Genomic DNA, 15,637 nt, shown 5'->3' with positions numbered 1-15,637 from the left:
TAGAATGATCTTTCAGTATCTTATGTAAAAGAGTAATAGAGACAAGAAAAGACTTTCAAAAAAGTGGCGAGAAAATGATACTCATGGAAAACAAAAATACTACGGAGGGTATTTCAAAAACAGATTATTAGACTTGTTACAGCATTATTTTATTTAAATCAGTAGCATGATTCAGAAATTCCTATAGAGACTAGAGACATCGATTTGAGGATCTGAAGACTCTGTAACTGACAAAACTTGATTATCCCTTAAATCTCTCAATAGCCAGGATGAATTTGTATATATTCGTCTACTTTTGTGGTCTTATGACATATCAAGCACTCTAAATATTCATGTATTTTTGGTCATGTATTTGGAAATTTTCAGGATAGTTCCTTGCTTTATTGGACTATATTATTACAGATTAACCATAGTAAAAGTATTGAAAAAATAATGTTGGTATAGGGCAGCCCCTACTTTTTAGTGATTCTAGGCCCTGAAACTTTTCTAAATGTTAGCATTCTTGACTTAGATAGAAGTCTATTATATAATCCGGCTATTAATGATACATAAAAAGCTGTTCCAAAAGTCCAAAAGAGTAACCCTACGCAAAAACTCAACCAATTTATAACTTGATCAAATCTAGTTAAGTCTAGATGAAAAATATAGCTAAAAAACTGCATGGTTGTCTGAGGTTTCAGCACAATAAATAAGTAGCAAACTGCATAAACCATTCCTGTAATCAAAGCAGTTGCAATAAAGAGGGCTTGTGTATTCAACAGCAAGGGTAACTGCTGATGTATTCTATGATGATTTTTTTGATGCAAATTAGTTTTCTTACTATTTATCATGGTCTTACTGCTCCGATGTATTTAAATTGCATTCCAAATCAGGAGAACTGCTCACAAACGAGATAGATACGCATTCGTCACATACTGCTGCACCATCCGATGGGTATTAAAAAAAGAAGCGTTTAGAGCAATGGACTGCCGCATTACATCTATCCACCGCTCTCGCTCGCGATAATACATGGGTGCAATGAGGTTCTCTATGTTCTGGTATAAGTCATCCGCATCCGACAAATTGAGCAATTCCGAATTTGAGGTATCCGGTTCTCGTGAACCTACTGACCAACCCGTCACGCCCTCAATACACCCTTCAATCCACCAACCATCCAGAACACTAAGGCTGGGGACACCGTTATGGGCTGCTTTCATCCCAGAGGTGCCAGAGGCTTCTAATGGTCGCTGTGGCGTATTGAGCCAGAGGTCAACGCCAGAGACCAATGCCCTAGCTAGATCTAGATCATAGTTCTGTATAAAAACAACAGAGATTTCACCCTTTAGTTGATCGGCTACCTTGAAAATTCGGCGAATCAGTTCTTTGCCAGAACTATCCTTTGGATGGGCTTTGCCAGCAAACACAAATTGCAGCCGCCCTATTTTCCCAACCATCTCTTTAAGACGATTTATATCTGAGAATACTAAATCAACTCGTTTATAGGAGGTCGCTCTACGAGCAAACCCAATCGTCAAAGTGTTGGTTGTCAGTATATGGTTAGTTCGCGTCTGAATTAATTCAAGTAGCTCAGTTTTAGCCGTGATGTGGGCCTGCCAAATATCAGTCTTAGGAATATTGATCGCGTGCCTGAGCATGGCAGGGTCGTTGCTCCAGCCCGGAATATAGCGATCAAAAAGAATTCTGAAACTATCGCAAGTCCAAGTCCATGAATGAACTCCGTTGGTTATGTGATGGATAGGTTGAGCTGGAAACATTTTTTGAGAGACTTCTTCGTGACGCTTGGCCACACCGTTGACGTAATGGCTTTGATTGAGTCCTAATACCGTCATATTTAAGGAGTCGCCACCAGCCAACATCTTCAGTACGTTCAAAGGCACAATTTTTTCTCCAACAGATTGGACTAAATCGTATCCAAATTGATCGTGTCCTGCAGGTACAGGGGTATGTGTTGTGAAAACGCACTGACTTCTGACGCTGTTATAGTCCCAGTCTGAAGTTTCTTCTCGATGCTGTTTATTTAACAGCTCCAGAACCAGCAAACTGGCATGTCCTTCATTCATATGAAATCGCTCGATACCCTGATAGCCAAGAGCCTCCAGCATTCTAATTCCACCGATGCCCAAAAGATATTCCTGAGCAAATCGGTATTTCTCATCTCCGCCGTAAAGGAAGTCAGTTAGCGTGCAGTCATATTCCGCATTTCCTTCAATCCTTGTGTCCAGAAATAGTAAGGGGACAACAAATCCACCAACGCCAACGATATCGTATTGCCAGGCTTGAACTTGAACCCGTCGCTGTTCAATTGTGATTTCGATACTTGCTTCTAAAGGGCGTAAAAACCGATCTGGATCCCAATGCACAGGGTTTTCCTCCTGATTCCCCCAGTCATCGAGCACCTGCTCGAAATAGCCCTGGTGATAGAGTAAACTCACTCCAACGATAGGGACGCGCAAATCAGCACAGGACTTTAAGGTGTCCCCTGCAAGAACGCCGAGGCCGCCACTATAGTTTGGGATAGCAGAACCTACCGAAACTTCCATTGAGAAATAGGCAATCTGTCGATTCTCCTTTAGTTCTTCAAAGCCTTTTGTAATCAGTGCCTTACTATAGACCTCTGGATTTTCAAAAAACTTGTAGCGACAAAGTTCTGAGCAGAAGGAAACTTCCTGTTCTTGGTAGAAAGCAGATAGTGCCCTATCAACTTGAACAGTCATTCCACATACTGGATCTTTTCGAGTACTACTCATTATTTCCTTCTACTTTTTCTCACCCTCAGCGAAATATGCAAAGCCCATCATTAAATCAACGAAGATAGTCTTCGTCAGGTATTTTTGTATCGTTTCCCAAGGGTGACGTTCAGCCATTTTCAAATTTCCCCCAAAGGGTCGAATAAAAAGATAGGACAAAAATGGAGCAAAAAGTGATAAACCACTGTCTGGCTTCTTGAAATCCAAAATGCACAACTTTTTCCCAGGGGAGAGTGCCTCACAACCCTTCAGAATAACCTGTTCATATTCAGGCACTAGGGTAATAGCCCATGTTGATAGAATCCCATCGACCTTATCAGGAAATGAATAGTCTGCTACATCACTTTGAATAAGGTTTATATTTTGCCAATGATTTGTTTCTACTCTCTGGCGTGCTTGAGCAAGCATACCGGCGGTGAGATCTACGCCAATAATCTTACCCTCGGGACCAATTAATTCTTCAAGTAAAGGAAAATTTAAACCCGTACCACAGCATAGATCGATCACAGTATCACCAGGATGAAGCTGTAGGGAGGCGATCGCTAGCTTGCGACAATTAAAGAAGCCAAAGGGGCTAAATATCCAACCCAATAGTCTTTCCCCAAGAAAATCATAATATTTAGCTAATTTCTGATAGGTCTTAGCTATATTATCTTTCTCTGGAGTATTTTGTTGATGGTGTAGAGAATCAGTCATTTATATGTTCTCCATAATGCCTCTTAATTTTTGAGAATATTGAGTCTTCAAAAATTATGAAAAAATTTATCACTGCACCGATAATCATCCAATCATGTTGGCAACTTTCATGGCGGAAGTTATTGCGCCTTCATGAAGACCATCCCCGAGATAGGCTCCTACATGATAGGTACTGTTTTCTCCATTCGTGTCTACAATTTCATCTCGATATCGGAAGGATTCCGTTGTATACAATGGAGTGTGGTGTTTCTGAACATGAACAATCTTATCCTTAGCAATGAGTTCTTCTAATTGAAAGGATAAGAAATAATGCTTTGCTGAAGCAGGAAGGCCACAAAGTTGATTTAGACACCCGTTATAGCCCCATCTCGTATCTGTCTGGAAAAAATCAAATTCTGATGGTTGACGGATGCCATATTTATCATACATTGTTATATCTGTATGAACTGTGGAAGTTACATGATTAGCTTGCCAAGCTGAAAATCGTCTGCGTTCAGCATCTGTGGGATCAGATAGAAGTGCCATTACCTGGTCAGGTGGAGTAGCAAAAACGACTTTATCAAATTCTTGAATTTCATCTCTGGAATGCTCAACACTAATTCCATCTGAGCATCTGGTAATATTAACGATTTCCACACTGAGTAAGATCTCGCCTTTAAAGCGATCCAATATTTTTTCGATGTAGGTATAGACACCACCTTCTACCCTGAGCCAGTTAACGGCAAGGTAATCACGTAACATCGGTATTGCCAATTCTGCGGGGAAATCATCGATGAGTTCAAATGGGATCGAGTAGCTATACATGGTCAGCAACTTGAGCCAAAGGCTGCTTGTACTATCATCTTTTAGAAATTTGGACAGTGGCTGATCGTAAAAATCTTCCATCTCAGCAAATTTTGTTTGTAGCCATAATCCAGCGGAACGGATATGGAGGCTACTATATCGGAGATATTCAATGAGTCGTTTAATGCCTTTGAAGTTCTTCTTTATCGCAACATCAGATAAAAAGTTGTTGCCATTTTGGGGAAATAGCTCTGACCCGATATTGACGGGTACCAGTTCTACCCCTAGCTCCTGCATGAGATCGACAAAGTTGTGAAATGTGCTCGGAAATTCAAGCGGTCCACTTTCCAAAATTTCGTGACATAAAACTTCATTACACTCAAATTGGCTAGGCTTCACATTTTTGTTGAGCGTTCGTATATGTCCACCTAATATGGGTTGATGCTCAAGTACGGTAATGTGGTGACCTTGTTTATCGAGTAGATAGGCTGTGGCCATGCCAGCAGCACCACCGCCAACAACTGCAATTTTCATCACTAACTCCTAGTTTTTTTTAGAAAGGAATAATAAAGAAGCGACTGTTTAAGCGCTACCTAGAAGTACGTCACCAGATAAGCGTTGATAGAGCAATGCTCCCGTCCAAAAGGTAGGTGCAAATCCTGGATAACCAGATGAGGCATTGCAGAAGGAAAAATGATTCAGAGATGTTTTATGATTCAGCCGTCCCAAACCCATATTTTTTGGAGTCAAACTAGAACCATAGGAGTTGCCTGCAGGACTCCAGCAGAAGCGTTCGTTGGTTGTAGGACTACCTGTGATGTGGAAAACCATGTGCTGTCTAAAAGTTGGGATATAGTGTTCTTCCACAACATCCAAAATGGCATTTAATATTTCTTCCTTTTTTCGGCCATAAGCTTTGTGATCGCTTTGCCGTAGTTGTTTGAAGTAGTCGTAATTAGCAACGGTAAGAAATTCAACAATCTGACAGTCCTCAGGGCAATCCTTCCCGACTTCTGTCAACAATGACGGTGTGGTAATCGCAAAGCTAGGATTGGAATAGTCATTACGCTCATACATCTGTGTAAAAGCTTCATTGAGATTCTCATGCCCCGTATGAGACAGATTCCATTTGCCAAACCCGTAGTCTCTGAGATCCAGATCTTTGACGACACAATAGGCCATGTAATTCGATGCCGAATAGTCGTACTTCAGTTTTTGACGAACAGACGGGGAAAACTGAGATTCTCCGATCATCTTTGCGGCGGTTTGGGGATCTATATTACAAATCACATGATTGCCTGAAAATTCATGAGTTTGATGGGTACTTAGATTCATGGCCTCAACACCTGTGACAGTTCTATCTGTGACTCTAAAATTCATAACTTCATGGTTGAGGAGTATCTGACCTCCGTGTGATTCAATCACCTTGACTAACGAATTGATGACATGCTCAAAATGCTGGGTGGGGTAAAATGCTCCCGCTTGGTAACCTCTGAATAATGCTACCCATGCATAGAATGAAAGTTGATTTGGAGGAAGTAAAAAATCAGGCCATTGCAAAGCCAATAATGTTTGGGCGGCTTGGGGCAATCTAAACTTATTGAATACGTCCTGAAGTGTGCTGTTGAGATATTGGACAGCACAAAACACTTCTCCTGAATGATTGAGCAGTTCTCTTAGGTGAAAGGGAGGTGACAGTTTTTTTAATCCTGCACCAGTCTTCTCAACTTCGTAGACAAACTGGCGAATACGATCGCTATGGGAAGGAAATAATTCAGATAACCGCTTGATCAGCTCCTCCGGTTCCGAAGGAATATCCAACGAATATCCCGGCATTCGCATATGATCAAACCCATTTGGGTCGTATCGTTCAAAGGTTACGTCCTGGTCCAACTCTAACTTTTTGAGCACTCGATTGACCGTTTGCCCTTCACCGCAGTCCCATACATAGTGAAGTTGGGCATTAAATCGATACTTTTTTGCCATCGTAAACGTATGGCCATACCCCCCTGGATACTCATGGGCCTCTAATATTCGAACCGTTCTTCCAGCTTTTGCCATCAGTGAGCCAAACACCAATGCTGATAAGCCACTCCCTACAATTAGATAATCCGTTTTCATTTTTGGCTCCTTAATGAATAGTGGACTTTAAGGAATGAATAAAGGGAAAATTCACATCTTTTTGTTTCTTCCATCGCTGGATGAGCGAGTTCATCTCCTCAATGAGAATTTTCACTACAATTCATCAGGCTTGTTTTGACGATGTGGAGCTCTTTTACCAAAACGAGGAAAAAATGCGGGGGTTTGGGATGCATACTGAAGATATGCATCCCCAAACTCTTTACGCATTTCGCGCTCTTCTACTAAGGCTAATCGGGTATACATCCACACCAATACTGGGAACATCAACAAGGTTAAGATCGTGGGCCACTGAAAGAGGAAACCCAACATGATCAATACAAAACCGTCATACTGTGGGTGGCGTACGCGAGCATAAAGACCATTGACAGCCAGTTGGTGACGTTGCTGAGCTGTATAGAGAATTCTCCAGGCAGAGGATATAAGAATAAAGCCTACGATAATGAGAACATTACTGAGGATATGAAGGGGGTCAAAATGTGGATTCCCCTTCCAGCCCAGCAGCGTATGCCACAGATGTCCTGATTCATGAGACAAAATATCGAGTTGGGGATAACGGCTTTGCAACCAACCCGAAAGCAGATAAATAGTAAGGGGAAATCCATACATTTCAGTGAATAACGCCACGATGAAGGCCGAGAACGCACCAAAAGATCGCCAATCACGGGGACTATTGGGTTTAGTAAAGCTAAACGCAAAAATAATAAAAACGAGAGAGTTGATAATGACCAGGGCCCAGAGGCCGTAGGCGGGATAATTCATCTTGGACCTCCTTCTAAAGGATCTCTGCCGCCCTTATCAGGTGAACCATGTCCGTCATGACCACTATGCCCACCATGTCCGCCATGCATAAATAAGTGTATGAACGGACAAGCGAGAAGAAAAAGCCAGGGTAGGACAGGAATCACATGCGCCAGATGTTCAGTCACCAGAAAAAAGGTGATAATTCCTAGAAATACCAATAGGGCGATTCCCTCGGGTGATCGCCATCGCACCAGAGAGTGTTTGTGTTTAATCATGGCAGTCTCCTGAGTATCTATGGGCTTTTAGGATCAGATGCTGAATTTATCTGTGAATGCTGTTGGGGGGTGGCCTATTCACGGTCTTGCACATCAAGGGTGCCTCGAAACATATTCATACCGCAGTGAAAGATATAAGTTCCTGGTTGTTGAGGGGTAAACTCTACAGCAGCAGCAATTGTAAATTCAAAATTTTAAGAGGTATCCGCTGCTATTCGAGGCTCTGGATCATCCAACATAAACTGCAGCAAATGCTCCCAACTGTCAAAGAGCAAGTATTTGGTCAAAGTCTGAATATCGTGAAAGAAGCCTTGTCGGGTTCCCCGTTGCTTTCGCATGCGTTGATAAGTGGAGTCCACCAAGTGCAAAACGGTATGAAATAAGAATGCAAACAGATTGAGTACCAGCAGCACAGCAGCAAGGTTCTTCTGACCATGACCAAAATTATGTTCTAAGTGATACCCCTTGGTTTTGAGGACATTGTGTCCTTCATTCTCCGCTTTCCATCGGGCACGTCCAGCACTGACAATCTCGGCCACACTTTGGTCATTGATGGAATGGTGAGTAATGAACGCGTTGTGATACATAGGCTTTCCATCAGCAGCACGGGTAACAGAGACTTCGCACCAGTTGACCATCACCGCTGGCAGCTCCTCACGCAGGGGGATGCGATTGTAATAGCGATACTGACAAATTTCGTGATAGCGACCGTTCCAGCCCCGAGTCTCTAGATGCTCAACGTCTCCAATACCTTCTAAATACTCCACCCATTCATATAGCTCTGGATGGGAGGAGGGCAAACAGACAAAAATGAAGTTCAACTCATCCTCCAAACAAGTCTCAACCATCGGTTGACGGCTATAGAGGTCATCGCCAAGAACCGTAATCTTGGCTCCGTCAAACCCTTGAGCATGACCCTTGATCCATCGTTTGGCCGCAGCGGTTTCACTATCCTGTTTCTGTGCACCATCTTGAGGACGAATGAACTCTGGGGCCAGAGAGATGACATGTTCAATCCCCGGACAAACGAGGACGGGCAATACAGCGGTGTGCGTATAGGTGACACTCCCATCCCGATGGGTCTTAGTAGAACACTGATCGCAACAAATCCGTTTCGAGGAAAAATACTCGCTGCCGTCTAGCCCTACCAACAGATGCCCACCTAGAACCTTGTATTGCTCTAGATAACCTCGTCGTAGGAGAACGCTATAAATTCGATGGAAAATGGGAAACAGAAGACGAAACGCGATCAAGTCCAAAACATTCTTGATTTGGTTGCTCGTGGGGAGTTCTGCTAACTCAAAGAGGGCTTGGGCGTTGTCACGACCATGACGACTATGAACTTGGCGTTGGTGCTCCAAAAACGAAGGACATTGCATAAAGAAGACAGCAAATGCGCCTAATACAATATCTTTGAGGCTAAATTTGGTGCCATTACTGGGTTGACGTGGATCATCGAGTTGCTCAATGAGCTGATGTAGCCAGTGCAGTAAGAGGGGGAAATTTAGAACACCTTCATTCATCGTCTGGGGCTCTGCAAGTGGATGAATACATCCTCAACGATTACAACCTAGCTTGCCAAGATTTTGAATTTATAATTGCTGCTACAGCAGTGGTGTGGTTCAAAAGCAGATCGACGGACTGATGAAAATCTGGGAGTAAAACTTTCTCAAGGCAACTGCTGGGATCTTTGCGCAAAAAGTTCAGCCGCACCAGCTGGCCCGCCTGCACCACAATCCGGCTGGGCTCGTAGCCCCCATCGACGGTCACGTCAATCTCCTGAACCCCCTGGTGGACCTCTGCTTGCTGGGCCTTCGTTTTACTAAATTGAAACCACCATAGCTCTAGGCCAATCAATGCCATTCCTCCCAGTGTGACACCGACTTTTAGCGGAAGAGGCAGCTCCACGCGCCGAAACTGGTTTGGCTCTGAGGTTGTTTCTGAGGGCTGGGCAACGGCGTCACCTGTGGCGATGCCCAGTAAGAGTCCTAGACTCAACAGACCATTCCAACACTTGTGTTTCAGCGACATAATCAACTTTCCTCAATTCTGGTTGGGAAGCATGGGATGAGTTCACCGATGAGGCTGAGTGCCAGACCGACTGTTAGCGCTCTGCGATACTGATCCGTCGTAGTATGGTTCATTGTTTTTCACCCTTTCTTTCAGTGAACAGTAGGCTGGAAATTCCGTAAACGGAGGGCGTTGGTCACGACCGAAACCGAACTAAAGGCCATCGCGGCTCCAGCAATCATGGGACTGAGCAGCCATCCAAAGAAAGGATAGAGAATCCCCGCCGCAACGGGAATCCCAGATACGTTGTAGATGTAGGCGAAGAAGAGATTTTGGCGGATGTTGCGCATGGTGGCGTGGCTGAGTTGAATGGCGGTGACAATGCCACCCAGATCACCCGAAATCAGGGTAATATCGCTGGCTGCGATCGCAACATCAGTCCCCGTCCCAATCGCAATCCCCACGTCAGCCTGGGCTAGGGCCGGGGCATCATTAATCCCATCTCCGACCATGGCCACCCGTTTTCCCTCGGCCTGGAGTGATTTCACCTGCGCGGCCTTTTGGTCGGGGCGAACTTCGGCAAAGACTCGTTTGATGCCGACTTCACGGGCGATCGCTTCCGCTGTTTGTCGGTTATCCCCTGTTAACATCACCACTTCTAACTTCATCCGCTGTAGGGCTCTGACCACCTCCACAGAGGTCGGCTTCAGGGCATCTGCAATTCCCATCAGCCCCTCGACCTGACCGTCAACAATGATCCAAGCCGTGGTTTTGGCCGCGGCTTCCAGAGTTTGGCGCTGGGGCTCAAGTGGTGTCGTATCAATCCCAAGCGTGTCCATCCAACGCTGCGTCCCGATTTGGATCAATCGATGGGACACCATTCCTTGAACCCCCATGCCCGCAACTGCTTCAAATTGCTGCACGTCTGGGAGTGGGCCAATCTCCTGCGCATGAGCATAGTGAACTACAGCCTCGGCCAGGGGATGTTCCGATTGCCGTTCCACGGTTGCAGCGAGCTGCAGCAGGACCAGTTCCTGATGGTTGGCCGTTCCCTTGACCGTGACGTAGTCGGTCACTGTGGGTTTGCCCTGGGTGAGTGTCCCCGTCTTATCCAGAATGATGGCCTGTAGTTGATGCGCTAGCTCTAGGCTTTCGGCATCCTTAATCAAAATACCGTTTTCAGCCCCTTTGCCCGTACCCACCATGATGGACGTGGGCGTGGCCAACCCCAAGGCACAGGGACAAGCAATAATCAGGACGCCGACCGTGGTTAACAGGGCCAGTGTCAGGTTGCCCATCGTATTGAACCAAACCAAAAAGGTTGCGATCGCGATCGCAATAACCACCGGCACAAACCAACCCGTCACCTGATCGGCCAATTGTTGGATGGGAGCTTTGGAGCCTTGGGCATCCTGGACTAACTGAACAATCTGGGCCAGCACTGTATCCTTACCCACCCGTTGAGCCCGAAACTTGAAGCTACCCGTCTTATTGATTGTGGCTCCAATCACTTCATCTCCAACTCTTTTGGTGACAGGGATAGGCTCTCCGGTCACCATGGCTTCATCCACTGCTGAAGATCCATCAATCACTTGACCATCCACCGGAATTTTTTCACCGGGACGGACGACGATCACATCATCAACCATCACCTCTGCTAGGGGCAGATCCATTTCTTCTCCGGCACGAATGACGCGGGCTGTTTTGGCCTGCAGACCCATCAGCTTGCGAATGGCCTCTGAGGTTTGGCCCTTAGCCCGATTTTCCAGCAATCGCCCCAGCAAGATTAACGTGACGACCACGGCGGCAACCTCGTAATAGACTGCCGGTTGAATCCCCTCAGCCAGCAAGACTTGAGGAAAAGCCGTGACAAACAACGAGTACAGGTACGCCACGCCTGTACCCAATGCAACCAACGTATCCATATTGGCAACATGATGCTTGAAGGCTTTCCAAGCCCCCACAAAGAAAGTGCTACCGACCCAGATCTGTACAGGGGTTGCCAGCACCAATTGCATCCAGGGGTCACTCAACCATAATGGAATCCAGGACAGGCTTAGCCCAGTCATGTTGGGCAAGACAGCTATCACCAGCAGCACACTAAGGACAGTGCCCACCACTAACTTGCGGGTGAGTTCCCGCTGCTCCGCCTCACGGGTAGCTTTCTCAGCATCTTCTGTTTCGGGAGTGTTATCCGCGATAGTCTGAGCAGCATAACCAGCATCGGCCACAGCTTGCTGAATTACTTCTGGGGTTGTGAACTGTGGATTGTACTGAACAGTGGCCTGCTCTGTGGCAAAGTTAACCCTGCATTCTCCAACACCGGGTACAGTCCGAATCGCCTGTTCAATGGTGTTGGCGCAGGACGCACAACTCATGCCTTTCAACTGCAGATGTTTGGTTTCCATAGCTTTCTGACATTAAGGGGCAATCAGGCTTTGTTCAATTCAGATAGTCAGATAGACAGAATCACATTTGAGTAGCAACCGCTTACTTATCGAGGCATTCAACCTCATACCCTGCTTTTACTAGAGCATTCTGAATCGCTTCTAACGTGATGTACTGAGGAGCGTACTGGACGGTGGCTTGCTTCAACTCCGTGCTTACCAAGCATTCATGAACACCGGGCAGACTGCAAACCGCCCGCTCAATAACATCAGCGCAAAAGTCACAGGCGATGTTCTTTAGTCGGAGATGGCTTATTGTCATAATGACCAACCTTTCTATCTGCTCCCGTAATAAAAGCCTGTTGTTCACGGAGAAAAACTACTGCCCTTGGGGAGGATTACTCATGCGTTGTCCCGGCTTGTAATTGTGGTTGTGCATCATTCCTGGTTCCCGATTTGCCCCAGCGTTATTCTGTTTCACTTGCCCCATCATCTGCTGCATCTGCTCCATCATCTTTTGGTGATTTGCCATCATCTGTTGATGATGCTGACGCATTTCCTCGGGGGTCATCTGTGCCATGCGTTGTTGCATCTGTCCCATCATTTGCTGCATCTTCCCCATCATTTCTTGATGGTGCTGACGCATCTGCTCAGGCGTCATTGGCTTCTCAGGTGTCATCATTGGCCCAGTCGAGGGATTGGTCTGGGCCAGAGCTGGCAAGACGACCAAGGGTGACAATACTGCACCCGCCACCATTGTGGTGGTCAGAATCTTGTAGTGAAGCATCTTAAACATGGTTCACGTCCTCTCAATGAGTTTTAGGTTAGACCCTCGGGTTAACCAGAGGGTCAAGTAATCATCACAAAAGTTCTTGAAGATAGATTCAGCTCTTGTTTGCAAGCATTAATCCGACATGACACTCTAGGATCTTCCCCAGGTATCTGATGATTGAGGTAAATAAAACACTGCTGGTGAAGCATGGGAAGACTGTGGGTCAAACCAGCAAGAGTACTGAAGTCTTCTATCTATCAGTCAGCTTCCTAGAAGCGCCTGCATTCTCCCCTGTTTCGTGGAATTCCTAACAGTACTCTAGTCAGCGTAAAAGCTCAGTCGGGCATAGCCAAGAAACTGCCCTATGCTCTTGTCTCCTGCTGGATAAGCAGTCACACCAAAATGGTAAATTCCACCAAATGTGGGATTATTCTTCGCCTTGAGGGCAACTGTAATCGTTTCTCCTGGCTGGACAGGTGAGTCAAATACCACGGTCATTGCCCCTGGCTCAGTCGATCCTCCGACCGGAGTCAAAGAGAACTGAGTCCCCCGCGCCCATCTGCTTCCTTGAAATGCACGGGTCGAATTACCTCCATAACTGATAGTTTCTACGTTTTCTCGCTGGGCAATCTTAATTGCCTTGAGCGGTTCTCCAGCATTGGCAGGAATTTTGAGGGTGAAGTAGTAAGTGGATGGCACATTTTGTTGAGTATAGCTGCTTTCAGCTTCGATCAAGCGTGGAGGCGAGTTAAACGCTGTTCTACCATCGGGAAACTGAACAGCGGTTGAAGGGCTGGCCAACATGATGGACGGAGCAACGACACCTAGGAGTAACAAACTAGTACCCATTAAGCGCTTATGAAGTGATTTAGACATTTTCATACCTCCAAGTTTTTTAAGAATGATTTTTTGGGAGGTCTCAGACCACATTTATAAACAGGAAAAATGTATTTGATTAGTTTTTTTACATGAGAATGAATATCGCTCTTGTTGAAAGAAAAGCGAATTTTTTCCATACAAAATGTGGCGAACAAGAGCTTCATATATTTTTACTGATTATTGTCAGATTAGGTTCCCACTAAGTTGAGTGTGCCAAGCAAAAATGAGATCAAGATGATCTGTACTTTACACTTAATAATTCGTAACTCAATGAGGTGCTGTGGCCTCATGCCAGAACTTTGGCCATTTCAGACATTGTTTATTGTTGAGTCTGCAGCATATGTTCTTTGCTTAGCCTAAATCCATCTTAAATATGACTCTTCTCAGAAGGATCATCTGCTTGTCATACAAATATGAAATCAGGATGAGATGGGCCTACTGGTGGAAACGTGAGATTATCTCATACCCCTAGGACGGAATAGCCTTTTAATAAAGGGTTGTAGACGAATCCCCCCGATGACCAACAGCCACAGACTCCCCCTTGAACACCTGGCTTGTGTCAATTCCGAGTGCATCAGTTACGGTATGCCTCAGCAGAGTAATTTGACCGTTCGCAAAGTGTATGGAAAGGACCAGATCCGCTATCTCAGATGCAGTCACTGTGGACAGGAGTTCAGCGAACGCAAAAATACAGCCCTGTGGAACTGCAAGCTCCCTGAAGCCCAAGTGATTTCCATAGCCGAACATTTAAGCGAGGGGAATTCCCTCAAAGGGACTGCTCGCTTGACGCGAACGACGCCTGGGACAGTGCGCCGACTCGCGCTCAAAAGTGGCCGACATGGCCAACGGTTCCATCAAGCTCAAGCTCAGGCCCTGGAGTGCAAGACACTGGAAATGGACGAACGTCATGGGTATGTGGAAGACAAACACCAGCAGTTATGGGACGCAGTCACGATTGACCCAGCGAGTAAGTTCATCGTTGCCCTCGAAGTGGGGGAGCGCAATGAGTCGCTGATGCTCAATCTGATGCAGCACAGCGCTGAACGCTTGAGCAATCCGCAGAATTTACTGCTGATGACCGATGGGGCTGCGACCTATGCCCAGAAGTTCCCAGAGGTCTTTGGCGAGGCATACCTCCCCCCCGTCAGGGCTCAACGGGACGCTTTCCCAAGCTTCGATATCGAGTGCCACGGACCTTGGCTCATGTTCAAGTCGTCAAGCATCGACAAGGCAAGAAGCTCGTTAAAGTAGACCTGCATAAAGCCCATGGGTCTTGGCGTCGGATTAACGAAGGTCTCGAAGCGCTCGGTTACAACCAGCCAAACACATCAGCTGTCGAGCGTTTTAATGCCACGGCACGGCGCATGAATCCCCATCAGGTGAGGCGATCGTTGGCGTTTGCTCATCGACCCAAAACGCGGGAGGCATTGGCTTGGTTGAGTGGCTGTGTCTATAACTGGGTGCGAGAACATCGGAGTTTGAGACAACGACTGGATGCTCCGCAAGGTAAGCGATTGTATCAGCCCCGCACCCCTGCGATGGCCATGAACTTGACAGATAAAATTTGGGATGTGGCTGAGTTACTTAGTTGTCCTGTCTACCTTCCAGCTTAAGGGGTATGAGATAATCTCACGTTTCTACCGGCCTACTACATTCGATAGATTCTGCCTTTCTAGCCTCTGGTAGACGCATCTGTACAGCTAGAAAACTACAGTGCTAATGACGACGATTTTTGCCCCAAACGTCGAGCAAGGGAGAAAATTATACTACTCAATCATACAGAGTATCACTCTAGCTTTGATGAAGCCATAAAGTGCATGGTGGAGTGCGAACACTGTGCCGAAGCCTGCGTCGGTAAAGCAGAGATGGCGAAGTGCGCCCGCATCTGTTTGGACTGCGCTGAGATCTGCCGCACAGCGGCAACATTCATGGTTCGCGGTTCCTACTTTGTTGCCCACCTCGCTAGAGCCTGCGCCGAAATTTGTGAAGCCTGCGCTCAAGAGTGTGAACAACACGAAATGGAACACTGCCAAAAGTGCGCTCAAGCTTGCCGCAGCGCCGTTGACGCTTACCGTCAAATTGCCAGTGTCGCTAAGTAAGATGCTGGACTTTCAGCCTTTTTGTCACATCACTGTTACTAGACAATCCAATGACTACCAGAGATAGCGCGATCGCAAGCCACACAGAAGCAAGCCATCACAAAGG

The 15,637-nt window shown here is 46.1% G+C and carries 16 protein-coding genes; 3 read left to right on the top strand and 13 right to left on the bottom strand.

Annotated elements, in window-relative coordinates; genetic code table 11:
* Positions 1-452: 452 nt before the first annotated feature.
* From ON05_RS31365 to ON05_RS31305, 13 genes are all read right to left on the bottom strand, one after another.
* Positions 453-830 carry a DUF5676 family membrane protein gene (locus ON05_RS31365; RefSeq protein WP_010476414.1) on the bottom strand — a complete coding sequence of 126 codons (378 nt, stop codon included), beginning with the start codon at positions 828-830 and terminating at the stop codon, positions 453-455.
* A gap of 51 nt (positions 831-881) precedes the next feature.
* Positions 882-2,747: an alpha-glucan family phosphorylase gene (glgP, locus tag ON05_RS31360; RefSeq protein ID WP_010476415.1), complete on the bottom strand. Its 1,866-nt coding sequence runs from the start codon at positions 2,745-2,747 to the stop codon at positions 882-884.
* 9 nt (positions 2,748-2,756) lie between these two features.
* Entirely contained in the window at positions 2,757-3,443 is a 687-nt protein-coding gene (locus ON05_RS31355; RefSeq protein ID WP_010476416.1) for a class I SAM-dependent methyltransferase, read from the bottom strand.
* Between the two features lie 84 nt (positions 3,444-3,527).
* A complete protein-coding gene (locus ON05_RS31350; RefSeq protein ID WP_010476417.1) occupies positions 3,528-4,760 on the bottom strand; it encodes an FAD-dependent oxidoreductase in 1,233 nt (410 codons plus the stop codon).
* Between the two features lie 48 nt (positions 4,761-4,808).
* Positions 4,809-6,347 carry an NAD(P)/FAD-dependent oxidoreductase gene (locus ON05_RS31345; RefSeq protein ID WP_010476418.1) on the bottom strand — a complete coding sequence of 513 codons (1,539 nt, stop codon included), beginning with the start codon at positions 6,345-6,347 and terminating at the stop codon, positions 4,809-4,811.
* Positions 6,348-6,461: 114 nt separating this feature from the next.
* Positions 6,462-7,127 carry an isoprenylcysteine carboxylmethyltransferase family protein gene (locus tag ON05_RS31340; RefSeq protein WP_010476419.1) on the bottom strand — a complete coding sequence of 222 codons (666 nt, stop codon included), beginning with the start codon at positions 7,125-7,127 and terminating at the stop codon, positions 6,462-6,464.
* Entirely contained in the window at positions 7,124-7,384 is a 261-nt protein-coding gene (locus tag ON05_RS31335) for a DUF2933 domain-containing protein (RefSeq protein ID WP_010476420.1), read from the bottom strand. Before ON05_RS31335 ends, ON05_RS31340 begins: the two co-directional genes overlap by 4 nt.
* A gap of 194 nt (positions 7,385-7,578) precedes the next feature.
* On the bottom strand, positions 7,579-8,907 hold the full coding sequence (locus ON05_RS31330; RefSeq protein ID WP_010476421.1) for an ISNCY family transposase: 1,329 nt from the start codon (positions 8,905-8,907) through the stop codon (positions 7,579-7,581).
* A 40-nt stretch (positions 8,908-8,947) separates the two neighbouring features.
* Positions 8,948-9,415 carry a cupredoxin domain-containing protein gene (locus tag ON05_RS31325; RefSeq protein ID WP_010476423.1) on the bottom strand — a complete coding sequence of 156 codons (468 nt, stop codon included), beginning with the start codon at positions 9,413-9,415 and terminating at the stop codon, positions 8,948-8,950.
* Between the two features lie 131 nt (positions 9,416-9,546).
* Positions 9,547-11,802 (bottom strand): heavy metal translocating P-type ATPase, encoded by a 2,256-nt coding sequence (locus tag ON05_RS31320; RefSeq protein WP_010476425.1) that lies wholly within the window; start codon positions 11,800-11,802, stop codon positions 9,547-9,549.
* A gap of 82 nt (positions 11,803-11,884) precedes the next feature.
* Complete coding sequence (locus ON05_RS31315) at positions 11,885-12,103, bottom strand: heavy-metal-associated domain-containing protein (protein WP_050857505.1); 219 nt, start codon at positions 12,101-12,103, stop codon at positions 11,885-11,887.
* A 57-nt stretch (positions 12,104-12,160) separates the two neighbouring features.
* A complete protein-coding gene (locus ON05_RS31310; RefSeq protein ID WP_010476427.1) occupies positions 12,161-12,577 on the bottom strand; it encodes a hypothetical protein in 417 nt (138 codons plus the stop codon).
* Between the two features lie 294 nt (positions 12,578-12,871).
* Complete coding sequence (locus tag ON05_RS31305) at positions 12,872-13,429, bottom strand: DUF2808 domain-containing protein (RefSeq protein WP_236619039.1); 558 nt, start codon at positions 13,427-13,429, stop codon at positions 12,872-12,874.
* Positions 13,430-13,948: 519 nt separating this feature from the next.
* Between ON05_RS31305 and ON05_RS31300 the strand changes: the two genes are divergently transcribed.
* The 3 genes from ON05_RS31300 to ON05_RS31290 all read left to right on the top strand — a co-directional run bounded on the left by ON05_RS31300 (position 13,949) and on the right by ON05_RS31290 (position 15,531).
* Positions 13,949-14,683 (top strand): transposase, encoded by a 735-nt coding sequence (locus tag ON05_RS31300; RefSeq protein ID WP_010476429.1) that lies wholly within the window; start codon positions 13,949-13,951, stop codon positions 14,681-14,683.
* Positions 14,629-15,045, top strand: a complete 417-nt coding sequence (locus tag ON05_RS31295; protein ID WP_236619040.1) for a hypothetical protein — start codon at positions 14,629-14,631, stop codon at positions 15,043-15,045. Before ON05_RS31300 ends, ON05_RS31295 begins: the two co-directional genes overlap by 55 nt.
* A gap of 150 nt (positions 15,046-15,195) precedes the next feature.
* On the top strand, positions 15,196-15,531 hold the full coding sequence (locus tag ON05_RS31290) for a four-helix bundle copper-binding protein (RefSeq protein ID WP_071826374.1): 336 nt from the start codon (positions 15,196-15,198) through the stop codon (positions 15,529-15,531).
* The last annotated feature ends 106 nt before the right edge of the window (positions 15,532-15,637 follow it).

Source organism: Acaryochloris sp. CCMEE 5410, from assembly GCF_000238775.2.
Taxonomy (GTDB): Bacteria; Cyanobacteriota; Cyanobacteriia; order Thermosynechococcales; family Thermosynechococcaceae; genus Acaryochloris.
Note: the sequence above shows the minus strand (reverse complement) of the source record. Positions and strands in the feature narration are given on the sequence as shown.